Here is a 23,309-nt window from a genome sequence, read left to right as displayed (position 1 = left end):
GTTCGAGGCCAGTAGAAGCCCTAGGTTGGGCGCAAACCGGGGGCCTTTGAAAGGTTTCCAGCGACGCCTCAGGGAAGGCTCAGGGAAGGCGGTGGCGCCAATAGCGCAGATCGTGCGCGCGTTCACACTTCACTTCGGCAGGCCGTGGGCTCGCCCAATGGGCCGCGCCGCAGCGCGGGCTGTCGACCACCTGCACGTCGCGCCGGGTGTAGCGCGCCACCACCTCGGGCGCCGGGTGGCCGAAGCGGCTGCGGTAGCCGACCTGGACCAGTGCGATGCGCGGGCCGACCGCGTCGAGGAAGGCCTCGCTCGACGAGGTCTTGCTGCCGTGATGCGGCACCAGCAGCACGTCGGCCTGCAGTTGTTGCGGCGTACGCGACACCAGCGCAACCTCCTGCAGCCGTTCGATGTCGCCGGCCAGCAGCGCCGTGGCACGGCCGTTGCCGATGCGCAGCACGCAGGACACGGCATTGGGTCGCGTGAAGCTTCGGTAGTCGCTGTCGAAGGGATACAGCACTTCGAAGCCCACGCCGTCCCAGGTCCAGCGCTGGCCGGCCTCACAGCGGCGCGCGGGACGCAGGGCCTGCAGCGGATGACCTGCCTCGATGGAACTGAGTAGCGCGGCCTGCGGCTGCATGGCGAGCACGGCGGCCGCGCCGCCCGTGTGGTCGATGTCGCGGTGGCTCAGCAGCAGCGTGTCAAGCCGTTCGCCCCGGGCGCGCAGCAGGGGCACGAGCACGCGATCGCCGGCGTCGCTGTCGAGCCCGTAGCGCGGGCCGGCGTCGTACAGCAGACTGTGCGTGGCGGTGCGCACGAGCACCGCATTGCCCTGACCGATGTCGGCGGCCAGCAGATCGAACTCGCCCACGGCCGGGCGCGCCGGCTGCCACAGCAGCACCGGCAACAGCAACGGCAGCCCGAGCGCCCGCATCGGCCACGGCAGGCGCATCGCCAGCAACACGCCGCCCACGACACCGCCAGCGGCCAGCCACGGCGGCGGCGCGGCCATCGACAGCGTAGCGAACGGCAAGCTGGCGAAACCCTGCAGCAGCAATGCGAAGAGCTTCACAGCGCCGGCCGCCACGTCCCACAACGGCGGCACCGCCACGCCGAGCATCGCCAGCGGCGTGATCACCAGCGTCACCCACGGGATCGCGAGCGCATTGGCCACGAGCCCGACCACCGACACCTGCTGGAACAGCAGCAAGCTGAGCGGCGTGAGCGCCAGCGTGATCGTCCATTGCTCTCGGAAAAAGCGACCCAGCCGGGTGACGGCCCCTGCCCGCCCCTCGCCCGGCGCCGCGGTGGCGGAGGCGAACAGCACCGCGACCGCCACGAAGCTGAGCCAGAAGCCAGCCTGCAGCAGCGCCCACGGGTCGGCGACCACCACGACCGCCGCCGTCAGCAGCCAGACATGCGGCCACGGCCAGCGCCGGCCGGTCAGGCGCAAGAGCGCCACGGTCGCGAGCATCCAGACCGTGCGCTGCGAGGGCACGCCCCAGCCGCTGAAAAGCGCATACAGCGCGGCCAGCAGCACGCCGCCGGCGAGCGCTGCCTGCGGTGCGGGCACCCGCAGCATCAGCCGGCTGCTGCGCCGCCAGAGCGCGCCCACGACATGCGCCGCGAACCAGGCGAACAGGGTGATGTGCAAGCCCGAGATCGACATCAGGTGGGCCACGCCGGTGGCCCGGAACACGTCCCAGTCGGCGCGGTCGATCGCGCCCTGGTCGCCCGTGACCAGCGCGGCGATCACACCGGCTTCGCGTCGGTCGTCCACGCGTGCGAACACCGCATCGCGCACGGACTCGCGTGCCCGTTCGACGGGGTGTTGCCAGGTGGCGCCCAGCAGGCGCGGCGCGGGGTCGCGCGCGCCGGTGCGCACGTGGCCGTGAGCGTGCACGCCCTGCTCCCACGCCCACAGCTCGCTGTCGAAGCCGTGCGGATTGAGGTTGCCGTGCGGCGCACGCAGGCGCACGGTCAGCTGCCATCGCTGGCCGGCATGCACCTCGCCCACGGTGCGAGCGGCAGACGCACGTCGCTCGGCGGGTTGCTCCCAGACGCCGCTGTGTTCGCCGTACCAGGCGAGCGAGATGCGCGAGGGCACCGTCGGCGGCGCGTCGTCGCGCGCAGCCCCGGTCCATTGCGCCGCCTCCACGTCGAAACGGAAGCGCGTTCCGATGTCGCTGCGCTGGGGCATCTGCGAGACCACGCCCGTCAGTTGCAGGTCACGCCCTTCGAGTCGAGGATCCAGTGCCCCGCGCACATAGGCGGTCGCGCGCCACCCGGCCAGGCCTGCGCCGGCCATCGCACCGCAGGCCAGCGACAACGACATCAGCACGGCCAGCCGACCCCATCGGCGCCGCCACACCAGCCATCCGCCACCGAGCCCCGCCAGCAGCAACGCGGCGTAGACGCCCGCCTCCCACAGCTGCGGCTGACGTAACTGCAAGGCCGCGCCGAGCAGCGTTCCGCCGAGCGCCACGAAGGCGCCCGCCCCACCCGCGACCCCACCGGACGCACGCCGCGACCGGCCTCCAGACACCCCGGAATCCATGATGCAAACCCTCCCCCAACCCACGCTCGATGGCGCGTTAATTGCTTGGCAACTGGGCTAGTATGCGTCTCACCAGAGACATCTTTTCGATGCAACCTCGCTGCACTGCACGCCCTTACGCATGTCCATCCACGCCGCACTCCACCACGTCACCCATTACACGTACGACCGCCTGGTGCAGTTGGGCCCGCAAGTCGTGCGCCTGCGTCCGGCGCCCCATTGCCGCAGCAATGTGATCTCGTATTCGCTGCGGGTCGAACCGGCCGAGCACTTCGTCAACTGGATGCAGGACCCGTTCGCCAACTACCAGGCGCGGCTCGTGTTCCCCGAGAAGACGCGCGAGTTCAAGGTCACGGTCGACCTCGTGGTCGAGATGGCGGTCTACAACCCCTTCGACTTCTTCCTCGAGCCGCAGGCCGAGCACTTCCCGTTCAAGTACACGGCCTCGCAGGCCGAAGAACTGGCGCCCTACCTCGTCACCGAGAAGCCCACGCCGCTGCTTCAGGCCTACCTCGACAAGATCGAGCGCAAGGAACAGCGCACCATCGACTTCCTGGTCGGCATCAACCAGCAGGTGCAAAAGGACGTCAGCTACCTCATCCGCATGGAGCCCGGCGTGCAGACGCCGGAAGAAACGCTCGGCAACGGCAGCGGTTCGTGCCGCGACTCGGGCTGGCTGCTGGTGCAGCTGCTGCGCCATTGCGGCCTGGCGGCGCGCTTCGTGTCGGGCTACCTGATCCAGCTCACGCCCGACGTGAAGGCGCTCGACGGCCCGAGCGGCACCACCGTCGACTTCACCGACCTGCACGCCTGGTGCGAGGTGTTCCTGCCGGGCGCCGGCTGGATCGGCCTGGACGCCACCTCGGGCCTGCTGGCCGGCGAAGGCCACATTCCGCTGGCCTGCACGCCCACGCCGTCGAGCGCCGCGCCCATCGAGGGCGGCGTCGATGAATCCGAGGTCGAGTTCAGCCACGAGATGAAGGTCACGCGCATCTACGAATCGCCGCGCGTCACCAAGCCCTACACCGAAGAGCAATGGGCCGAGGTGCTCTCGCTCGGCGATGCGGTCGACGCGCGTCTCATGGCCGGCGACGTGCGCCTCACCATGGGCGGCGAGCCGACCTACGTGGCCACCGGCGACCGCGACGCGCCCGAATGGAACACCGACGCGCTCGGCCCCACCAAGCGCGGCTACGCCACAGAACTCGTGCACAAGCTGCGCGCCGAGTACGGCCAGGGCGGCTTCCTGCATTTCGGCCAGGGCAAGTGGTACCCCGGCGAGCAACTGCCGCGCTGGGCGCTGTCGATCTTCTGGCGCGCCGACGGCCAGACGCTGTGGCACGACCCCGAGCTGTTCGCCGACGAACGCTTTCCCACGCACTACACGAGCGAAGACGCGCGCCGCTTCACCACCGTGCTGGCGCACAAGCTGGGCCTCACCGAGCGCTACATCCAGCCCGGCTACGAAGACACCTACTACTACCTCTGGCGCGAACGCCGCCTGCCGGTGAACGTCGACCCCTTCGACTCGAAGCTCGACGACGAACTCGAACGCGTGCGCCTGCGCCGCGTCTTCACGCAGAAGCTCGACGCGGTGATCGGCTACATGCTGCCCATCGAGCCCGGCAACGCGAACGCCGACGCCCCCGCGCTCGCCGGCCCCGGCTGGAAGACCGGCCCCTGGTTCCTGCGCGACGACCGCCTCTTCCTGATCCCCGGCGACTCGCCCATGGGCTACCGCCTGCCGCTCGACTCGCAGCCGTGGGCCAGCAAGGGCGACTACCCCTACCTCATCGAGCGCGACCCGACCGCGCCGCGTGGCGCCTTGCCAAGCGCGGCCGACTACCGCGCGCGCTATGCCACCGCAGCCACGGGGGGCGGTGCCGACCTGGGCGACGTGCCCTACACCTTCGGCACGCCGCCCGTGGTGGCCGCGTCGCTGCGCATGCAAAGCCCCGGCGATGCGGCAGCGACGACTGACGCAGCCTCCGCCACATCCAGCACCCGCCAACCCCTGCGCGGCGAATCGGCCCATTGGGTCACGCGCACCGCGCTGTGCGTCGAGGTGCGCGACCCGCGCCGCGCCAACGGCCCGGCGGCCGAGAAGAAAGGCAGTGCCTCGGGCGTGCTGTACGTCTTCATGCCGCCGCTCGCGCGCCTGGAGGACTACCTCGACCTCGTCGCCGCCGTCGAAGCCACCGCGCGCGACCTCGGCGTGCGCATCGTGATGGAAGGCTATCCGCCGCCGCGCGATCCGCGCCTGAAGATGCTGGCCGTCACGCCCGACCCGGGCGTCATCGAAGTCAACATCCATCCGGCCCACAACTGGAAGGAACTCGTCGACCACACCGAGTTCCTCTACAACGCCGCCTTCGAGACGCGCCTGTCGGCCGAGAAGTTCATGACCGACGGCCGCCACACCGGCACTGGCGGCGGCAACCACTTCGTGATGGGCGGCGCCACGCCGGCCGACAGCCCGTTCCTGCGCCGGCCCGAACTGCTGGCCAGCCTGCTGCTGTACTGGCACAACCATCCGTCGCTGAGCTACCTGTTCTCGGGCATGTTCATCGGCCCGACGAGCCAGGCGCCACGCGTGGACGAAGCGCGCAACGACCAGGTCTACGAACTCGAAATTGCGCTGAAGGAAATCGCCAGGAACCGCGAGATCTACGGCCAGAACATGCCGGCATGGCTGGTTGACCGCACGCTGCGCAACATCCTGATCGACGTGTCGGGCAACACGCACCGCAGCGAGTTCTGCATCGACAAGCTCTATTCGCCCGACTCCAGCACCGGCCGCCTGGGCCTGCTGGAGCTGCGCGCCTTCGAGATGCCGCCGCATGCGCGCATGAGCATCGCGCAGCAGCTGCTCATCCGCGCCCTCGTGGCCCGCTTCTGGGACGCGCCCTACCAGGCGCCCGTCACCCGCTGGGGCACCGAGCTGCACGACCGCTTCCTGCTGCCGACCTTCGTGAAGATGGACTTCGACGACGTCATCAGCGAGATGCGCCAGGCCGGCTTCGCCTTCGACGCCGACTGGTTCGCGCCGCACTTCGAATTCCGCTTCCCGCTCGTGGGCCAGATGCAGTCGATGGGCGTGGAACTGTCGCTGCGCAACGCGCTGGAGCCCTGGCACGTGATGGGCGAGGAAGGCTCGGCCGGCGGCACGGTGCGCTATGTCGATTCGTCGCTGGAGCGCATCGAGGTGCGCGTGACCGGCCTGAACGAAAGCCGCCACGTCGTCACCGTCAACGGCAAGGTGCTGCCGCTGCAACCCACCGGCGTGACCGGCGAGTTCGTGGCCGGCGTGCGCTACAAGGCCTGGAACCCGCCCTCCTCGCTGCACCCGAGCATCCCGGCCCACGCGCCGCTGACCTTCGACCTCGTCGACACCTGGATGAAGCGCTCGCTGGGCGGCTGCCAGTACTTCGTCGCCCACCCGGGCGGCCGCAACTACGACACCTTCCCGGTCAACGCCTACGAGGCCGAGAGCCGCCGCCATTCACGCTTCACGCGCACCGGCCACACGCCGGGCCTGATGCGCACGCCGCCGGCCACCATCGAGCTGCCGGGAAGCAGGGAGTTTCCGTTCACGCTGGATCTGCGGCGCTGAGGGCCCTGTCGCACCGCCGGAATGCCCCCGGTGACGGTGGTGTGACAATCCCTCCCCTGTGGAACCCCTGAACGAATCCCTGTTCGACGCCCAGGCCCCGGAGCATCCGGCGGCCCTGGCGTCCTCGCTCGCACCGGCGGCCCTGCCCGGGCATTTCGACGAATTGCGCGGGCAAGCGACGGCTGCGGTGCCTTCGCGGCCGACGTCGGGCGGGGCCTCGGCACCCGCTGCGGCCCCGCTGCTGTATGACGCCGCGGGGGAACGACCAACCCCGTCGCAAACGCAATCCCAGTCCCAATCTCAGTCATCCACCCAATCACAAGGGCAGGAACAAGAACAATCCGCTACCAGCGAGCAGCCCCCACTCACCCCCGCCTGGAACGCCTTCTTCGAGCAGCTCGGCCCGGGCGGCTTCAACGACCTGCCGCGGCGCGCCGTCAGCCTCGAGCGGCAGATCCGCGACAACGGCGTCACCTACAACGTGTACGCCGACGCCAACGGGCCGCAGCGGCCGTGGTCGCTCGACCTGTTCCCGTTGATCGTCTCGCCCGAGAGCTGGGCGCAAATCGAGGCCGGGGCGCAGCAGCGCGTGCGCGTGCTCGACCGTGTCATGGCTGACGCCTACGGTCCGCAGCAGCTGCTGGCCGAGGGCCTGCTGCCGCCGGCGCTGGTGCGTGGCCACCCCGGCTACCTGCGCGCGCTGCACGGCGTGAAGCCGGCGGGCGACACCTGGCTGCACATCGCCGCCTTCGACCTCGCGCGCGGCCCCGACGGCAACTGGTGGGTGGTGTCGCAGCGCACGCAGGCGCCTTCGGGCCTGGGCTACCTGCTGGAGAACCGGCTGGCCATCACGCGGCAGTTCCCGCAGGCCTTCGAGGCCTTGCAGGTGCAGCGGCTGGCCGCCACCTACAGCGCCATGATGGAAGGCCTGCAGCGCATGTGCCCCTCGGGCTCGCCGCCGCACATCGCGCTGCTCACGCCGGGCCCGTACAACGAGACCTACTTCGAGCACGCCTACCTGGCGCGCTATCTGGGCCTGACACTGGTCGAGGGCAGCGACCTCACGGTGCGCGACCAGCGCCTGTACCTCAAGACGCTGCAGGGCCTGCGTCCGGTGCACGGCCTCATCAAGCGGCTCGACGACCAGTTCCTCGACCCGCTGGAGCTGCGCCCCGACTCCACGCTCGGCGTGCCCGGCCTGCTGCAGGCGATCCGCGCAGGCAACCTGCTGGTGGCCAACATGCCGGGCTCGGCGTTTCTCGAATCGCCCGCACTGCTGGGCTTCCTGCCCGGGCTGGCGCTGCGGCTGATCGGCGAGAAGCTCAAGTTGCCGGCGCTGCCGACCTGGTGGTGCGGCGAGCGCGCGGCGCTCGAGGCCGTGCTGCCGCAGCTGGGCGATTGCACGATCAAGCCCACCTACCCCGGTTTCGAGGGCCGCTCCAGCTTCGGCGCCGTGTTCGGCAGCCACCTCAATCGCCGCGAGATCGACGAATGGGCGGGCCGCATCGTGCGCGAAGGCGACGCCCACACCGTGCAGGGCTACCTGCCGCTGTCGCAGATGCCGACCTGGACCAGCGACCTCGGCCCGGGCCACATCGCACCGCGCGCGCTGATGCTGCGCGTGTTCGCGGTGAGCGACGGCCCGCAGTCGTGGCGCGTGCTGCCCGGCGGCCTGGCGCGCCTGGCGGGCCCCGATGCGCAGATCGCCTCCATGCAGCGCGGTGGCAGCAGCGCCGACGTCTGGGTGCAGACGCACGGCGAGGTCGACCGGACCACGCTGCTGCAGCCGCACGCCACGCCCGCCTCGCTTGCGCGGCACCGCGCACCGGTCACCAGCCGCGCGGCCGAGAACATGTTCTGGCTCGGCCGCTACACCGAACGCGCCGAGAACGCGGTGCGCCTAGCGCGGCTCACGCTCAACCTGCTGGGCAGCGAAGACCAGTCGTCGCGCCCGCTGCTCGAATGGCTGCACCGCATGGCGGTGCGCAATGCGCTGGTGCCGGCCGAGGCGCCGAGCGCGCCCCAGTCGCGCCGCGTGTTCGAGCGCGCGCTCATCGCCGAGCTGGGCGATGTCAACCAGGGCGCCAGCGTCGGCCACAGCCTGCGCAGCATCCGGCAGGCCGCGGCGGCCGTGCGCGAACGGCTGTCGCAGGACAACTGGAACCAGATCGTGCGCGCCGAAAGCGACTTCCTGCGGCGCGCCGCCGAGCAGGCCGGCGAAGGCAGTTTTGCCGCCAGCGCCGCGTTGCGCGCGCTCGAATCGGCCAGCACCGCGCTGGCCGCCATGACCGGCGCGCAGACCGACCGCATGACGCGCGACGACGCCTGGCGGCTGCTGTCGATCGGCCGCCACATCGAGCGGCTGGGCTTCCTGTCGAGCGCGCTCGAAGCCGGCTTTGCCAACGGCGCCGTGCACGAGGTGAGCGGCTTCGAGGCCATGGTGGCGCTGTTCGACAGCACCATCACCTTCCACGCGCGCTACCAGCAGCGGCGCGACGTCGCCACGCTGGTCGACCTGCTGGTGCTCGACACCGAAAACCCGCGTTCGCTGGCCTGGGTCACGCAGACGCTGCGCGGACGCATCGCGCGGCTCGCGGGCAGCGCGCCGGGCAAGCTCACTGCGCTCTCGTACGAGCTGCCCGACCCCGCCACCTGGACGCTGGAACACCTGTGCGCGGCCGGCCCCGGCGCCGACTACCCCGCGCTGGTCGAACTGCTCGCCACCTGCGAGACGGCCGCGTACCACGTGTCGGACGCCATCGGCACGCGCTACTTCACGCTTACCTCGGAATCGCTGCGCTCCGTCGGAGCGTGAACCGGTACTCCCCCATGCTTCGCGCACTTCGTGTCGCTTCGCACACCCCCTCGCCGGGGGCAACGCCTGCAGCCCGGCAAAGCCGGTTCTGCGGCGTTCCACGAATAAACACATCAGAGAGGCTCTTTATGCTCATTCATCGTCGTCTCACCCTGACCGCCGCCAGCCTCCTGGTCGGCCTCGCACTCGCCGGCTGCGGCAAGCAGGAAAGCGCCGCGCCTGCGGCCGCATCGGCGCCACCGCCGGCCGCCGCACCGCGCGTGCTGGTCGTCGGCACCGACGCCGCCTACACGCCCTTCGAATCGCAGAACGAAAAGGGCGAGGTCGTCGGCTTCGACATCGACGTGGTGAAGGCCGTCGCGCAGAAGGCCGGCATCGAGGTGAAGTTCGTCAACACACCGTGGGAAGGCATCTTCAACACGCTCGAATTGGGCGACCGCGACCTGCTGGTGTCGGCCATCACGATCACGCCCGAGCGCCGCCAGACGATGGACTTCTCGCAGCCCTACTTCGAGGCCCGGCAGCTCATCGCGGTGAAGAGCGATTCGGCGGTCACGAAGTTCGACGACATCAAGAAGCTCAAGGTCGGCGTGCAGAACGGCACCACCGGCGACGAGGTGGTGGGCAAGCTGCTGGGCAAGTCGAGCACGGACATCAAGCGCTTCGAGTCCACGCCGCTGGCGCTCAAGGAACTCGAAGCCGGCGGTGTGCAGGCCGTGGTGGCCGACAACGGCGTGGTGGCGCACTACCTGGCCAACAACCCGGGCGGCGGCTTCAAGACCGTGAGCGATGCCGGCTTCTCGACCGAGCAGTACGGCATCGCCGTGAAGAAGGGCAACGCCGAGCTGCTGGCAAAGATCGACAAGGGCCTGGCCGACATCAAGGCCGACGGCACCTACGCCAAGATCTACGCCTCGCACTTCGGCGCCGAGTCGAAGTAAGCAACACACCGCGCAAGAGACCGTCCCGATGCTGCTGCACGTCACCCACGAAACACGCTACGCGTACGCGCCGGCGGTCGAGACGGCGCAGCACCTGGCGCACCTGCGTCCGCTGGTCACCGCGTCACAGGAGCTCGTGAGCCACCAGCTCACGATCGACCCCGCGCCCGCGCAGCGCAGCGAGCTGCCCGACCTGTACGGCAACACGCGCGCCTTCTTCGCGCTCGAGGCCACGCACGACCACCTGATCGTCACGGCCGAAAGCGTGGTGAAGACCTCGCAGCCCGTGCTCTCGCCCGACGTGGCGCGCGAGCTGCCGTGGGAGGCCGTGCGCGAGCGCTTCCGCTTTCGCAAGGACGCGCCCTTCGACCCCGCCTCGGAGTTCGTCTTTCCCTCGCCGTATGTGCCGCGCCATGACGACTTCATCGCCTACGCGCGCGCGAGCTTCGTGCCCGAACGTCCCACCTTCGACGTGGCGATGGACCTCACCGAGCGCATGTACCGCGACTTCGCCTACGACGCCGACAGCACCGAGATCAACACCCCCGCCGTCGAGGCGCTGGCCCAGCGCAAGGGCGTGTGCCAGGACTTCGCCCACATCCTCATCGCGTGCTTTCGCGCCATGGGCCTGCCGGCGCGCTACGTGAGCGGCTACCTGCTCACGCAGCCGCCGCCGGGCCAACCGCGCCTGGTGGGCGCCGACGCCTCGCACGCGTGGGTGTCGGTGTACCTGCCCGGCGAGGGCGAAGGCCCCGAGAGCCTCGGTGGATGGGCCGACTTCGACCCCACCAACGGCCGCCAGCCCGGCGAGGACTACGTCACGCTCGCCATCGGCCGCGACTACTCCGACGTTTCGCCGATGCGTGGCGTACTGCATGGCGGCGCGCGCCACACGCTGCAAGTCGGCGTGACCGTGCAGCCCGTGGGGGAAGTGGTCCAGATGCCGCAGTCGCCGGCGCAAACACAGACACAATCACCCCCGTCATCGACATCACCATCCTCAGATCAGGAGTCTCCATGAGCGTTTACGACAAGCTTTCCAGCCTCGGCATCACCCTGCCCCCGGTCGCCGCACCCGCCGCCGCCTACGTGCCCTTCGTGCAGACCGGCAACCTCGTGTTCCTGTCGGGCCACATCGCCAAGAAGGACGGCAAGGTCTGGGCCGGCCAGCTGGGCGCCAACATCAGCACCGACGAAGGCAAGCAGGCCGCGCGCGCCATCGCCATCGACCTGCTCGGCACGCTGCACGCGGCCGTGGGCGACCTGAACAAGGTCAAGCGCATCGTCAAGGTGATGAGCCTCGTGAACTCGGTCGGCACCTTCACCGAACAGCACCTGGTGACTAACGGCGCCAGCGAGTTCTTCGCCGAAGTCTTCGGCCCCGAAAAGGGCGCGCATGCACGCAGCGCCTTCGGCGTGGCGCAGGTCCCGATGGGCGCCTGCGTCGAGATCGAGCTGATCGCAGAGATCGGCTGATCTTTCTCCTGGGCGGCTCCGTTCCTAGTGGATGAGCCGCCCTCCGTTACCGATCATCGATAACGTCACCGGATGCGGGCGCACCCCAGGGTCGTCGCCCCCAGACACCGGAATCCCCTCGATTTCACGCCGCAGCATCAGCTTCATGGCGTCCTGCATCGAGCGGCGTGGTGAAGCGGCCAGCGCCGTGCGCGCCGCCTCCACCGTCACCATCGCCGCCACATACCCTTCCAGCGAGAAGTAGCTGAACTCGTCGCGGCCCATGTGGCTGCGCATGTCCTGCTGGTAGCGCTGCACCAGCGGCGAGGTCGCCAGCCGCGGGTTGGGCATGACCTGCGAGATCACGGTGCCGCGCGCCGCCGGGCCCACGCTCTTCGCCAGCACCTCGCCGTTGACGATCGAGAGCATGTACGGCGTCGGCCGTGTGACACCGCTGTCGGCCGCCAGCCCCGACAGCAGCTTCACGCCACACGGCGTCACGCACAACGCGAAGAGCGCATCGGGCTTTGCAGCGCGCACGCTGGCGGCCAGCGCTGCGCCGTCCATCTCCGCCAGCGCCACGCCCTGCTGCCCCACCAGCTCGATGCCGGCGCCGCGCAGCGCGGTCTCCAGCGCAGCGAAGGCGTCGCGCCCCAGTCCATCGTCCTGCCAGACCGCGAACACGCGCCGCTGCCGCACCGACACCGCCTGCGCGACCAGCTGGCGCACTTCTTCGGCATAGCTCGCGCGCAGGTGGTAGATGAGCGCGCGCTGCGCGCCGTGCAGCGCCGAAGCCCCCGTCATCGCGCCGATCAGCGGCGTGCCCGCCTCGCGCATCATCGGGTAGGCCGCGTCGATGTGCGAAGTCCCGGCCGACAGGCCCAGCGCATCGACCTTGTCCTTCACCACGAGTTGCCGGATGTTCTGCACGTGGCGTTCCACCGAATAGCCATCGTCCAGCGCGCGCCACACCAGCTTGTGGCGCCCGAGCAGGCCGTCGCGCTGCGCACGGGCCAGGTAGGCGTCGATGCCGTCCTTCACGTTGCGCCCGGCCTCGCCGAGCGGCCCGGTCAGAGGGAGCGACTGCCCCACCACGATCTCGTCGGCGCGGCCCGGCGGGCCGGACAGCAAGAGAGCCAGGAGCAGAAGCCAGCGGTGCATCGTCATGGGGTCGTTGCCGGGCGTGCCGGCCGTAAGCGGTGTTGGAGAAGAAAACGGAGCCCGACCTTAGGGCTCGCCACCCCTGCCCGGCCATCGGACATTTCCGACCCGCGCTACGGGGAACCCTGCTGCTCGCAAACCCTCGGGCCCGGCTCGCACGGGCGGCCTCGCGTCCTATCATCCAGCGCGCCCCCCGCCTTGCCCATGACCGCCTCCGCCCGCGAAAGCCTGCAGGACATTCCCTTCGACACCATCGTCGAACAGGCGGTGGCGGGCATCTATGTGATCCAGGACGACCTCTTCGTGTACTGCAACGCGACCTGGGCGGCCATCGTGGGCTACACCGCGGAAGAGATGACCGGCATGTCGCTGGCTGAGATCGTTCCGCCCGACTTCGTCGAGGTGGTGCGTGCGCGCATCCGCATCCGGCTGGCCGGCACGCCGCCGAGCATGCACTTCATCACGCGCGGCCTGCACCGCGACGGCCGCGTGCGCTTCGTCGAAGTCCATGGCTCGCGCATCGACTACCGCGGCCACCCGGCCGTGCTGGGCGTGGGCGTGGACGTGACCGACCGCCTGCGCAACGAGGAAGAACGCCAGCGCTCGCGCGAACAGCTGCAGGCCCTGGCTGCCTACACCGCCAACAAGCTCGAGGCGCAGCGGCTGGCGCTCGCGCGCGATGTGCACGACGTGCTCGGCGGCATGCTGACCTCGATCAAGATGGACGCCACGCGCATCCAGCGCCGCGCCGACAACCCCGAGGTGCTGGCGCTGACGCAGGACCTCATCGCGCTCACGCAGCAGACCATCGACACGGTCAAGCAGATCTCCGAGGCGCTGCGCCCGAGCGCGCTCGACCACCTCGACCTGTCGGTGGCACTGGCGAACGAGCTGCGCGCCTTCAGCCAGCGCGCGGGCGTGCCGCACACACTGGACGCCGATGCGCCCGCGCTGCGGCTCGCGCCCGAGCACGCCACGGCCGTCTATCGCATCTTCCAGGAAGCGTTGACCAACGTCTCGCGCCACGCGGGCGCGCGGCAAGTCGACGTGCGGCTGCGCGTCGAAGGCGAACGGCTGCGGTTGTCGCTGCACGACGACGGCTGCGGCTTCGACCCCGAGGCGCGCGACGGCAGCAGCGCGCTGGGCCTGCTGAGCATGCGCGAGCGCGCCCGCGAGATCGGCGGCGAGCTGCACATCCATTCGGCGCCCGGTGCCGGCACGCGCCTGATGCTCGACGCACCGCTGCACCCGGAGCCCCGCCCCGCATGATCGACATCCTGATGGTCGACGACCACACCATCTTCCGCTCGGGCCTGCAGCGCCTGCTGCTCGACGAGACCGACCTGCGCACCACCGCCGAGGCCGGCAATGGTGCCGAGGCGCTCGAACTCGTGCGCCAGCGCCGCTTCGACGTGGTGCTGCTGGACATCAACATGGAAGGCCGCAACGGCCTGGAGGTGCTGGCCTCGATCCGCGCATTGCAGCCCGCACTGCCGGTGCTGATGCTCTCGATGTACGCCGAGGAACAATACGCGCTGGTCGCCATCCAGGCCGGCGCGCGCGGCTACATCGCCAAGGATGCGGAGCCGGCCGAGCTGGTGCGCGCGATCCGCTGCGTGGCGGCCGGCGGCCAGTACCTCAGCGCGCGCGCCGCCTCGCAGGTCAGCGGCCAGCTCGAGGGCCGCGACGACCGCCCCGCGCACCAGCGGCTCACCGTGCGCGAACACCAGATCATGCTGATGATGCTCAAGGGCCAGTCGCTCACCGCCATCGGCGACGAGATGCTCATCAGCGTGAAGACCGTGAGCACGCACCGCAGCAACATCCTGGAGAAACTGGGCGTGGCCAGCACGGCCGAGCTGGTGCTCTATGCCGTGCGCCACGGGATCATCCAGTAAGCGCAGTGCGCAGCTGGCGCAATCCATTCGCGAGACACCACAGAACCGGCTTTGCCGGGCTGTAGGTGTCGCCCCCGGTAGGGGGAAGGAGAAGCGACACGAAGTGCGCGAAGCCTGGGGGCGAGTTCTACCGTGTTCCGCTGCGCAGCGGATCGACCGACTCGGGCAGCGCATTGAAGTCGACAGCCTGGAACAGGAAGTCGCGTTGCTGCGGCGACAGCAGCGAGTAGCGCGGCCAGAAGAACAGGTAGTCGTCGGCCGACATGCGCGGCTGGTTGTCGAAGACCATGCGCTTGCTGCACAGCAGGCAGACGAAGTTGGTCCAGTTGTTCCAGGTCGTCTGACCGTCGAACATGCGGCTGGGCGCGCCATAGCGGGCGAAGCTCGAGGCGTGGCCGATGAACTTGTCCGACAGCGCCTTGCGGCTGCTCGCATTCGCGCTGCTCCATGCAAAGCGCATGAAGTTGGGCTCTTCGGTCACGAAGTTACCGAACAGCGCCGCCACGTCGATGCCGTGGAAAGCACCGAAGGTGTCCTTCCAGGGCTGGGGCGTGTCGTCCCAGTTGTAGTTGTAGCGGTAGATGTCGCCGTTCTGCAGGCGCAGCACGCGGATCACGTTGTCGATCACGTTGTCCAGCGCGTAGCTGATCACTTCATGGGTCTGCGTGTAGATCGGGCGGAACTCGGGCTTGATGAGCTGATTGAAGGTGACGCTGCCGGCCGGCGCGAAGTTGCTCAGGTTCCACAGCTCCTGCTGCGAAGGCTGGCCCATGCCGAACAGGAAGGCGAAGTAGGAGCCCTCGTCATGCGTGGAGCCGATCATCAGCGGCATCTTGTTGTAGTTGCCCGCCAGCAGCCCGGGCAGCCCGCTCGCGCGGATCACGGTGCCGTCGGTGAAGTGGCCCGGCACCACGGGGCTGGGCGTGTACTTCATGATCTGCGCCGCGCTCGCACCGCGCAGCAATGCAGCGATGTCGGCCTGGCTCATCGTCACGCGCTGCGCCGCGGCCTGCAGCGTGGTGGAGGCGCGGCCGGTGTCGACCAGCAGGTTGTCGATCAGCGACTCGGCCGCCAGCGTGCCCACCACCGGCGGGTAGGCATTGGGCACGCCCGACATGCACATCGCGCGGTGGAACTTGCCCTCGGCCAGCGGCGACTGCAGCAGGCCCCAGGTGTTGATGCAGCCGGCCGACTGGCCCGCCACCGTCACCTGCCCCGGGTTGCCGCCGAAGGCGCGGGCGTTGGCCTTGACCCAGTCGAGCGCGCGCACGAGGTCCAGCGTGGTGAAGTTGCCCGAGTCGTCCAGCGCGTTGCCGGTCTTCATCGCGGGGTGGTTGAGCCAGCCCAGCATGCCCATGCGGTACTGCACCGTGACCACCACCATGTTGGCCTTCTGCGCCAGGTAGGCACCGTCGTAGGCCGGCTCGCGCGCCGAGCCCTTGGTGTTGCTGCCGCCGTGGATCCAGAAGAACACCGGCAGGTTCTCGGCGCTCGAATTCGGGCGCCACACGTTCAGGTACAGGCAGTCTTCGGTGCCCACGGGCTGGCCGAAGGTGGCCGGGTCGGGCTCGCCGAAGGGGTTGCCGACCTGCGCGCACATGCCGGCCAGCGTGGTCGCGGCGCGCGCGCCGCTCCAAGGCTGCGGCGGCTGCGGGGCGCGCCAGCGCAGGTTGCCCACCGGCGGCTGCGCGAAGGGAATGCCCAGGAAGGCGTGCGTGTTGTTGGCGGCGACCTTGCCGTAGATCTGGCCCGCGTCGAGCGTGCGCGTGAGGCTCTGGTTGTAGGCGGCCAGCGCCGGCACTGTGAGCGCGGCGAGCGCCCACAGGACCGTGGTGCGGAGCAGCAGGCGAAACAGCAGGCGGACGAGGCCTGTGAAAGAACGGGAGCGATGCATGGTGGTTGTCTCCTCGAGGTGGATGCGACCGGCTCTGACGGCCAGGGTCATGCATCGATTCTCGTGAGCACCCTTTGCGCGCGCCTCGGTGTCATCGGAGGGGGGCGGCAAGAATCCGCCGATTGACATCCGGGCCGCAAAGGGCCATGCAAAGCTGCCCGATGGCAGCCTGGGGCTACTTGCGCTTCCAGCTCGCCACGGTGATGAACACGCCGGTTTCCTTCGCGTCGCGCAGGCGCACGCTGTAGCGGCCCGCGCCGTCGGTGCCGTTGAAGACGACCTCGCGGCCCTCTTCGTCCAGCGTCGCGCCCTTGGCGAGTTCGCGGTACGTTTCGACCAGCTTGCCGATCGGGGCGTAGCTGCGCAGCGTGACCTCGGCATCGGGCAACCGCGCCTCGGGGCGCTGGGAGCGTTCGTAGGCCGTGCGCATCGGCTGACCGGCCAGGCCCTTGGGCAGCACGATCTTGCCGGCGCTCGCCGAACTGTTCACCTCGCCCGTTTGCACCAGCAGCGGATGCAGCGACGCCGGAAAGCCCGGCGGCAGCTGCTCGACGCGCCAGCCCGGCACGTTCGGCTGGCCGGTGATGTACTCGACGGTCGCGATCTTCTGCGCCGCCGCCACGTCCGCCGGATCGTCGCTCTCGGCCATCGCAGCGAGGAACGAAGGCAGCTGCTTGCTCCACGCGACCAGCGGCGCGGCGTCGGCCTGGCTGGCACCGGCATGCTGGAAAACCGACAGCACGGTCTGCGGCAAGGGGTTGCACACCTTGGCGTCGTCGGACTTCGCGGGCGCGCGGCAATGGCCGTTGACCAACCCCATCGCCTGCACGCGACCGTCGGCGTCGATCAGCATCGCCGCGCGCTCTTCGCCATGGCCACCGCCGCTGACGGACGCGATGACCTGGCGGCCGTCGGGCCACACGGTGCGCGTGACGTCGAACTTCGAGCGCATGCCTTCGAGCAGCTGCTGCGCGATCAAGGTGTCGGGCTCGGTGTAGCTGCCGCGCGCGTAGCCGACCAGGCCGATCACGGCGCTGCGGATGCGCGTTTGCTCGCTGAGCCGCAGCGAGGGCGGGGGCAGCTCCGTCGTGACGGGGCCCGACGTGTCTTGCGCATGCGCTGCGAACGCGCAGGCAACCAGCAGCGATGCCGAGATCAACTTCTTCATTCGGAAACTTCCACTTCGATGTTCGTGATCGCAGGCATGTCGCGCGGGACCGTCGTGTTGACGGAAAAGCTCAGGCCGTTGCGGCTGCCGGCGATGAAGCCGTTGCGGCCATCGAGGTCGGATTCCATGTCCTTCAGCGGCGGCGACAGCTGCTTGTAGAACGCCAGCACCTGCTCGGGGGTGTCGACGGTCTGCAGGCGCAGCACGCGCCTGGCCTTGGCGTCGCTCAGCGCGTCCTGCGCGGTGCCGTAGATCAGTGCCTTGGGGTACAGCGGCACCTGCGCAGGGAAGGCCTTGTTGGGCCGCACGATGGGGCGCGCGGTGGTGCTCGCAGCATCCATCACGACGTACTCGGTCGTGGCGATCTTCTCGCCCACGCCCTCGCCGCCTTGCAGGCTCTCGGGCACCTGGCGGCTCCACGCAACCAGCGGCTGCGCCTTCGCACGGTCGAAGCCGGGGCGCAGGAAAACCGAGAGCACGGCGTGCTGGTCATCGAGGCAGCCGGTGGACGACGAGTTCTTGCCGCAGCTGCGATGCACCAGCGCGGCGGCCAGCACATCGCCGCTGCGGTCGTCGACCAGCACGGCCGCACGCTCGCTGCCGCCGTAGGGCCGGCGATACGACGAAAGCAGTCGTTGGCCCTCGGACAGCGCCTGCTGCTTGCGGTCGGAGCGCGAAGCCAGGCCCGAGATCAGCTGCTCGGCCAGCAGGCCTTCAGGCCAGTAGTAGGAGCCCGAGGCCATGCCGGCGAAGCGGGTCACGGCGAGATCGAGTGCGGGGGCCTGGGATGCTTCCGGCGCACGCTCGTGGCTGGGCACGAGGGTGAGTTGGGGTATCGCGGTTTGTGCGACGGCGCCGAAGGAAGAGAGAAGAAGAAAAGCGAGGAAAGCGGAGCGCGGTCGAAGGTGAGGCATGCAAAAAAGAAAACGAACGATGCGGCTTGCCCGGCATTTGCGAACAAGTGTGTCGTTTGATTCTAGAAGGCACTCGTGACCCGAACGCCTTGCATCCCACATCAACGCGACCCCGTCGCCATGTGCGGTCCGCGCGGCGGGTTGTCTGCGGAAGCTGCGGGGTTGGCGACCAGCGCCAGCAACTCATCGACGTCCCAGTGGTCGTCCGCATGACGGCCGTATTTGGCCGCGACGACGGTGCCGCGCGCGTCGATGAGCAGGTCGGCAGGCAAGCCCGTGATGCCGTTCTCCGCCTTCTTGTAGAAGCGACCGGTCGCAAGAATCCAGCGCAGGCCGCTCCAGAAGACGCGCGGATGCAGGAACGCCAGCCGCGAGCTTTCCACGCCGAAGCGCCGGTAGTGCGTCTTGGCGAGGTCGGCCACGCAGTCGAACGGCAGCTGTGCCTGGTACTTGCGCATCTCCTGCGCGGACGAATGAAAGAGCACGACCTCGCGGATGCCCGCCGCCGCCAGCTCGTCCTGCCTTCGGGCAAAGGTCAGCAGATGGAAGTTGCAGACCGGGCAGCCCGCGAAACGGCGAAACTGCAGATGGACCCAGCGCGAACCGGCGTCCGGCAGCTGGACATGCTTTCCGTGGATCGTTTCCAGGATCGTGGCAGGCACCACATCGCCAGGCGAGAACTTCATCGACGTTCCTTCAGAAGGTTGTGAAGACGCCAGTCCATGCTGTTGGAATGCGTCCGTCATTTTTAAGTACACTGTACGCTTATTAATCTACACCGCCTTCGAGAACGGAGTCAAGCGTGGGACGTCCCGCCAAATTCACCCGTGAACAGCTTCAGGAGGCCGCGCTGGCGCTGATCGATGCGGACGGCCTCTCCGGCCTGACCATGCGAGCGCTCGCGGCGCGGCTGGAGACCGGCGCCATGACGCTCTACAACTACGTCTCGCAGCGCGAGGAGCTGGAGATGCTGGTGGTCGAGGCGGTGCTGGGCAAGGTGCGCTGGGTACCCGACGGCCACCTGCCCTGGTACGAAGAGCTGGAGGGCATCGCGATCACGCTGTGGCGCGTGATCCGCGACCACCCCCACGTGATTCCGCTGATCCTCACGAAGCGCAGCCGTTCGCCCGCCGTGTTCGAAGTGACCGAAGCCTTGCTGCGCACGCTGGCGCAAAGCGGCCGCAGCGGTGCCCGTCTGCTTGTCGGCTTTCGTGCGGTGTCCGCGCTCATCATGGGGGCCGCGCAGGCGGAACTCGCCGGACCGCTCACGCTGCAGGCTGACGAATCGCCCGACGACACCATCGCGCGATTCCAGGCCCTTCCGCCGGACCGGTTCCCGCACCTGATCGAGATCGCCACCGCCGCCACGGCCAGCGATGCGGAGACCGAGTTCCGGGCGAGCCTGTCGCTCCTGATCGATGGCCTGCGCGCGGACGCTGCGCCGCAGGCCTGACGCCGCTCAGGCCAGGGCGAGCGCCTCGACCCGATCCAGCGCGCGCGACGCACCGCCCAGGCGCGTTGCGAGGTGCTGCGCGCGCTTCAGGTACAGGTGCGCGTCGTGCTCCCAGGTGAAGCCCATGCCGCCATGCACCTGGATGGCCGTGCGCGTGGTCTGCTGCGCACCCTCGATGGCCGTGAACTCGGCCGCGGCGCAGGCGAAGCGCCAGTCGGGCAGACCACCGTCGAACGAGGCGGCGGCGTAGCGCACGGCCAGGCGTGCGTTGTCGACGCCCATCCAGGCGTTGGCGAGCTGATGCTTGATGGCCTGGTAGCTGCCGATGACCTTGCCGAACTGCACGCGCTCGCGGGCGTAGGCACAGGCGAGGTCGAGCGCGGCTTGGGCGGTGCCGACGAGTTCTGCCGCGAGTGCGACACGGTGCGCGGCGCGCACGCGGGCACGCGCTTCGGGGGCGATGGGCAGCGTCTCCCATGCGAGTGATGGCGCAGGCGTCGCGGGTGCCTGTCGCAACGTGGGATCGAGTGCGTCGGACGCAACGCCCTCGGGCATCGGAAGCAATGCCACGCGCAAAGGCACCGTGTCGTCATGCCAGCCCTGCACCACCACGAGGTCGGAGGCCTGCCCCGCGTGGTCGATCCAGCCGTCGCCCTCCGCGATGCCATGGAAGGCGCGCTCGCCTGCCATCGCCGCGCGCACGCAGTCACGCAACGCCGCAGGCGGTGTGTCGCCACAGGCCTGCAACCACAGCGGCAGCAGCACCGCGCTGCCTGCCAGCGGCAGGTTCAGCAGCTGCTGGCCTGCGGCCTCGGCCACGATGCAGGCTTCGCTCATTCCGAGCCCCAGACCGTCGTGCGCCTCGGGCACCAGCAGCGCCATCCAGCCCATGCCGGCCATGTCGGACCACAGCGACTGCTGCGTGGCATCGGTCCAGGGCAAGGCGCGGCGTGCGCGCGTGAGCGGGTGGTGGTCGGCGAAGAAGCGGTGGGCCGACGCGTGCAGCATCTGCTGCTCGTCGTTCAATGCGAAATCCATGGCGGGTCGTGTCGTCTGTCGTCGTCAGTTCTTGGGCAGGCCCAGCATCTGCTCGGCCAGGATGTTGCGCTGCACTTCGGAGGTGCCCGCCAGGATGGTTTCGGCGCGCGTCCACAGGTAGTCGCGCACCCAGGCCGCGGCCTGCGGGTCGGCGCCCGTCGGCTCGGGGCCGGCCAGTGCGCGTTCGCCCAGCACTTCGATGGCCGTGGCGAGCAGCTTCTGGTGCGATTCGCTCCAGTGCAGCTTGGTCGACGAACCCTCGGGACCGGGCGGCCCGCCGCGCATCGCGTGCGTGAGCGCGCGGTACGACTTGAGCTTGAGCACATGGCTGTCCACCGCCAGCCGCGCGAGATCGCGGCGCAGGTGCGGGCAGTCGAGCGCGGGGCGCCCTTCCCGCTCCACATTGGCTGCCAGCCGCGTGAGCGCGCCCAGCTCCTGCGTGAAGCGCACCTGGCGCGGGATGAAGTAGGTGCCCCGCTCGAAGCTCGCGGCGGCCATGGCCAGGCGCCAGCCGCCGTTCTCCTCGCCCACGAGCGCGTCGAGCGGCACCTTCACGTCCTCGAAGAAGACCTCGTTGAAGTCCGACTCGCCCGTGATCTGGCGGATGGGTTCCACACGCACGCCGGGGCTCTTCATGTCGACCAGCAGGAAGCTGATGCCCTTGTGCCGCGCGGCCGCGGCGTCGGTGCGCGCGAGCACGAAGCAGTAGTCGGCGATGTGCGCGAACGAGGTCCACACCTTGTGGCCGTTGAGCACGTAGTGGTCGCCGCGCCGCTCGGCGCGCGTCGACAACGCTGCGAGGTCGGAGCCCGCGCCGGGTTCGGAATAGCCCTGGCACCAGATCTCCCGATTGCTCAGGATGCCGGGCAGGTAGCGTGCCTTCTGCGCCTCGCTGGCGAAGTGGATCAGCGTGGGCGCCAGGATGCCGTGGCCGATGATGTTCACGCCCAGCGGCGCACCGATGCGGGCCTGCTCTTCATGAAAGATCGCCTGCCGCGTGAGCGGCCAGGCCTTGCCGCCGTGCGCCTCGGGCCAGCCCAGGCCGGACCAGCCGGCCTGGCACACATGGTCTTCCCAGGCGCGGCGCCATGTCAGCTCGTTGGCGTCGGGCGCGCCCCCCGGCCATGCGGCGACGAAGCGCGGATAGTGCGTCTCGAACCAGTCGCGCAACGTGAGGCGGAAGGCTTCGTCTTCCGCCGAGTAACCCACTTGCATGCTTGTCTGCTTTCTCTCTGTCGTCGTGTGAATTCGTGCAGCCCCGCAACCTAGGCATCGCCGCGTTGCCTACGCCGTCCACGTGGCGTGAAACCGGCGCAATCCAGTCGCGGGACACCGCGGAACCGGCTTTGCCGGGCCGCTGGTGTCGCCCCCTGCAAGGGGGTTGGCGAAGCGACACGAAGTGCGCGAAGACTGGGGGTTAGTCAGCCTTTGCACCGGAGTCTTTGATGACCTTGGCCCACTTCACGATGTCCTTGCGCAGGAAGGCGGCGAACTCGTCGGGCTTGTTGCCGATGATGTCCAGGCCCAGGCTGCGGAACTTGTCCTTCACCTCGGGTTCCTTGAGCACTTCCTGCAGTTCGTCGTGCAGCCTGTTCACGACCGGTGCGGGCGTCTTCGCGGGCGCGACCACGCCGAGCCACGGCATGGCTTCGTAGCCGGGCAGGCCCGACTCGGCGACGGTGGGCGTGTCGGGCAGCGACTGCGAACGCTGCGCCGTGGTCACGGCCAGCAGGCGCACCTTGCCGTCCTTGATGAACGGGCCCGAGGACGCATACGCGTCGAACATCACCTGCAGCTGGCCGCCGATCATGTCGGTGAGCGCGGGCGCGCTGCCCTTGTACGGGATGTGCTGCATCTTCACGCCGGCCACGCTGTTGAACAGCTCGGCTTCCAGGTGCGTGGAAGTGCCCGCGCCCACCGAGCCGTAGTTGGCCTTGTTGGGATTGGCCTTGAGCCAGCTCACCAGTTCGCCTACGTTCTTGGCCGGAATGCTCGGATGCACCACGAGCACGTGCACCACCGAGGCCACCTGCGAGACGGGCGCGAAGTCTTTCACGGGGTCGTAGTTGACCTTGCTGTAGAGGCTGGGCGCGATGCCCAGCGACGACGCGGCGAGCAGCAGCGTGTGGCCGTCGGGCGCGGCCTTGGCGACGTACTCCGACGCGATCATGGTGCCGGCGCCGGGCTTGTTCTCGACCAGCACGGGCTGGCCCAATCGCTTGTGCAGCCGCTCGGCAAGCAGGCGCGACATGATGTCGGCCGCGCCGCCGGGCGAGAACGGTACGACGAGCGTGACCGGCTTGGTCGGATAGGTCTGCGCCACGGCGGTGCCGCCCGCGAGTGCGGCGGCGGCCAGGGCCACGCAGGCCAGTGCTTTCTTGAACATGAGGTGTCTCCTGTCTCTG

Annotated in this window: 17 protein-coding genes; 8 read left to right on the top strand and 9 right to left on the bottom strand. The window is 69.3% G+C overall.

The window, feature by feature from the left end:
- Nucleotides 1-79 precede the first annotated feature (79 nt).
- Nucleotides 80-2,554 carry a DNA internalization-related competence protein ComEC/Rec2 gene (locus tag D3H34_RS10430; protein WP_119553379.1) on the bottom strand — a complete coding sequence of 825 codons (2,475 nt, stop codon included), beginning with the start codon at nt 2,552-2,554 and terminating at the stop codon, nt 80-82.
- 121 nt (nt 2,555-2,675) lie between these two features.
- Here D3H34_RS10430 and D3H34_RS10425 point away from each other — a divergent pair, with 121 nt between their 5' ends.
- The 5 genes from D3H34_RS10425 (at nt 2,676) to D3H34_RS10405 (ending at nt 11,399) form a co-directional block, all read left to right on the top strand.
- Complete coding sequence (locus tag D3H34_RS10425) at nt 2,676-6,167, top strand: transglutaminase family protein (RefSeq protein ID WP_119553378.1); 3,492 nt, start codon at nt 2,676-2,678, stop codon at nt 6,165-6,167.
- A gap of 58 nt (nt 6,168-6,225) precedes the next feature.
- Entirely contained in the window at nt 6,226-8,982 is a 2,757-nt protein-coding gene (locus D3H34_RS10420) for a circularly permuted type 2 ATP-grasp protein (RefSeq protein ID WP_119553377.1), read from the top strand.
- Nucleotides 8,983-9,110: 128 nt separating this feature from the next.
- Complete coding sequence (locus D3H34_RS10415; protein WP_119553376.1) at nt 9,111-9,923, top strand: basic amino acid ABC transporter substrate-binding protein; 813 nt, start codon at nt 9,111-9,113, stop codon at nt 9,921-9,923.
- Nucleotides 9,924-9,951: 28 nt separating this feature from the next.
- The gene (locus D3H34_RS10410) at nt 9,952-10,944 is read left to right on the top strand and encodes a transglutaminase family protein (protein ID WP_119553375.1); all 993 of its coding nucleotides are present in this window, start codon (nt 9,952-9,954) and stop codon (nt 10,942-10,944) included.
- A complete protein-coding gene (locus D3H34_RS10405; protein ID WP_119553374.1) occupies nt 10,941-11,399 on the top strand; it encodes a RidA family protein in 459 nt (152 codons plus the stop codon). The genes D3H34_RS10410 and D3H34_RS10405 overlap by 4 nt, the downstream gene beginning before the upstream one ends.
- 24 nt (nt 11,400-11,423) lie before the next feature.
- Here the strand turns inward: D3H34_RS10405 and D3H34_RS10400 are convergent, their stop codons facing one another.
- Entirely contained in the window at nt 11,424-12,539 is a 1,116-nt protein-coding gene (locus D3H34_RS10400) for an ABC transporter substrate-binding protein (RefSeq protein ID WP_167481171.1), read from the bottom strand.
- Between the two features lie 204 nt (nt 12,540-12,743).
- Here D3H34_RS10400 and D3H34_RS10395 point away from each other — a divergent pair, with 204 nt between their 5' ends.
- Both D3H34_RS10395 and D3H34_RS10390 read left to right on the top strand, forming a co-directional pair.
- Entirely contained in the window at nt 12,744-13,808 is a 1,065-nt protein-coding gene (locus D3H34_RS10395; protein WP_119553372.1) for a sensor histidine kinase, read from the top strand.
- On the top strand, nt 13,805-14,437 hold the full coding sequence (locus D3H34_RS10390) for a response regulator (RefSeq protein WP_119553371.1): 633 nt from the start codon (nt 13,805-13,807) through the stop codon (nt 14,435-14,437). Before D3H34_RS10395 ends, D3H34_RS10390 begins: the two co-directional genes overlap by 4 nt.
- A 127-nt stretch (nt 14,438-14,564) precedes the next feature.
- On the opposite strand, the gene D3H34_RS10385 is transcribed toward D3H34_RS10390, so the two are convergent.
- From D3H34_RS10385 to D3H34_RS10375, 4 genes are all read right to left on the bottom strand, one after another.
- Nucleotides 14,565-16,331 carry a carboxylesterase/lipase family protein gene (locus D3H34_RS10385; protein WP_167481170.1) on the bottom strand — a complete coding sequence of 589 codons (1,767 nt, stop codon included), beginning with the start codon at nt 16,329-16,331 and terminating at the stop codon, nt 14,565-14,567.
- Nucleotides 16,332-16,506: 175 nt separating this feature from the next.
- A complete protein-coding gene (locus tag D3H34_RS34225) occupies nt 16,507-17,499 on the bottom strand; it encodes a hypothetical protein (RefSeq protein WP_167481169.1) in 993 nt (330 codons plus the stop codon).
- Nucleotides 17,496-18,260 (bottom strand): hypothetical protein, encoded by a 765-nt coding sequence (locus D3H34_RS10380; protein WP_286185606.1) that lies wholly within the window; start codon nt 18,258-18,260, stop codon nt 17,496-17,498. Before D3H34_RS10380 ends, D3H34_RS34225 begins: the two co-directional genes overlap by 4 nt.
- A 254-nt stretch (nt 18,261-18,514) precedes the next feature.
- Nucleotides 18,515-19,099 carry a peroxiredoxin-like family protein gene (locus D3H34_RS10375; protein WP_119553369.1) on the bottom strand — a complete coding sequence of 195 codons (585 nt, stop codon included), beginning with the start codon at nt 19,097-19,099 and terminating at the stop codon, nt 18,515-18,517.
- A gap of 116 nt (nt 19,100-19,215) precedes the next feature.
- Between D3H34_RS10375 and D3H34_RS10370 the strand changes: the two genes are divergently transcribed.
- Nucleotides 19,216-19,866 (top strand): TetR/AcrR family transcriptional regulator, encoded by a 651-nt coding sequence (locus D3H34_RS10370; RefSeq protein ID WP_119553368.1) that lies wholly within the window; start codon nt 19,216-19,218, stop codon nt 19,864-19,866.
- A gap of 6 nt (nt 19,867-19,872) precedes the next feature.
- On the opposite strand, the gene D3H34_RS10365 is transcribed toward D3H34_RS10370, so the two are convergent.
- From D3H34_RS10365 to D3H34_RS10350, 3 genes are all read right to left on the bottom strand, one after another.
- Complete coding sequence (locus D3H34_RS10365) at nt 19,873-20,904, bottom strand: acyl-CoA dehydrogenase family protein (RefSeq protein ID WP_119553367.1); 1,032 nt, start codon at nt 20,902-20,904, stop codon at nt 19,873-19,875.
- Between the two features lie 24 nt (nt 20,905-20,928).
- Nucleotides 20,929-22,119 carry an acyl-CoA dehydrogenase family protein gene (locus D3H34_RS10360; RefSeq protein WP_119553366.1) on the bottom strand — a complete coding sequence of 397 codons (1,191 nt, stop codon included), beginning with the start codon at nt 22,117-22,119 and terminating at the stop codon, nt 20,929-20,931.
- Between the two features lie 202 nt (nt 22,120-22,321).
- Nucleotides 22,322-23,290 carry a tripartite tricarboxylate transporter substrate binding protein gene (locus D3H34_RS10350; protein WP_119553365.1) on the bottom strand — a complete coding sequence of 323 codons (969 nt, stop codon included), beginning with the start codon at nt 23,288-23,290 and terminating at the stop codon, nt 22,322-22,324.
- Between the last annotated feature and the right edge of the window lie 19 nt (nt 23,291-23,309).

The organism is Acidovorax cavernicola (assembly GCF_003581445.1).
The sequence above is the reverse complement of the archived record's forward strand: the minus strand, read 5'-3'. Positions and strand labels throughout refer to the sequence as shown.

Excerpts from the sequence above, each read along its gene's own strand:
- D3H34_RS10405 (WP_119553374.1), top strand. The coding sequence starts at position 10,941 with ATGAGCGTTTACGACAAGCTTTCCAGCCTCGGCATCACCCTGCCCCCG.
- D3H34_RS10395 (WP_119553372.1), top strand. The coding sequence starts at position 12,744 with ATGACCGCCTCCGCCCGCGAAAGCCTGCAGGACATTCCCTTCGACACC.
- D3H34_RS10375 (WP_119553369.1), bottom strand. The coding sequence starts at position 19,099 with ATGAAGTTCTCGCCTGGCGATGTGGTGCCTGCCACGATCCTGGAAACG.
- D3H34_RS10385 (WP_167481170.1), bottom strand. The coding sequence starts at position 16,331 with ATGCATCGCTCCCGTTCTTTCACAGGCCTCGTCCGCCTGCTGTTTCGC.
- D3H34_RS10365 (WP_119553367.1), bottom strand. The coding sequence starts at position 20,904 with ATGGATTTCGCATTGAACGACGAGCAGCAGATGCTGCACGCGTCGGCC.
- D3H34_RS10430 (WP_119553379.1), bottom strand. The coding sequence starts at position 2,554 with ATGGATTCCGGGGTGTCTGGAGGCCGGTCGCGGCGTGCGTCCGGTGGG.
- D3H34_RS10360 (WP_119553366.1), bottom strand. The coding sequence starts at position 22,119 with ATGCAAGTGGGTTACTCGGCGGAAGACGAAGCCTTCCGCCTCACGTTG.
- D3H34_RS10425 (WP_119553378.1), top strand. The coding sequence starts at position 2,676 with ATGTCCATCCACGCCGCACTCCACCACGTCACCCATTACACGTACGAC.
- D3H34_RS34225 (WP_167481169.1), bottom strand. The coding sequence starts at position 17,499 with ATGAAGAAGTTGATCTCGGCATCGCTGCTGGTTGCCTGCGCGTTCGCA.
- D3H34_RS10390 (WP_119553371.1), top strand. The coding sequence starts at position 13,805 with ATGATCGACATCCTGATGGTCGACGACCACACCATCTTCCGCTCGGGC.
- D3H34_RS10350 (WP_119553365.1), bottom strand. The coding sequence starts at position 23,290 with ATGTTCAAGAAAGCACTGGCCTGCGTGGCCCTGGCCGCCGCCGCACTC.
- D3H34_RS10410 (WP_119553375.1), top strand. The coding sequence starts at position 9,952 with ATGCTGCTGCACGTCACCCACGAAACACGCTACGCGTACGCGCCGGCG.
- D3H34_RS10400 (WP_167481171.1), bottom strand. The coding sequence starts at position 12,539 with ATGCACCGCTGGCTTCTGCTCCTGGCTCTCTTGCTGTCCGGCCCGCCG.
- D3H34_RS10415 (WP_119553376.1), top strand. The coding sequence starts at position 9,111 with ATGCTCATTCATCGTCGTCTCACCCTGACCGCCGCCAGCCTCCTGGTC.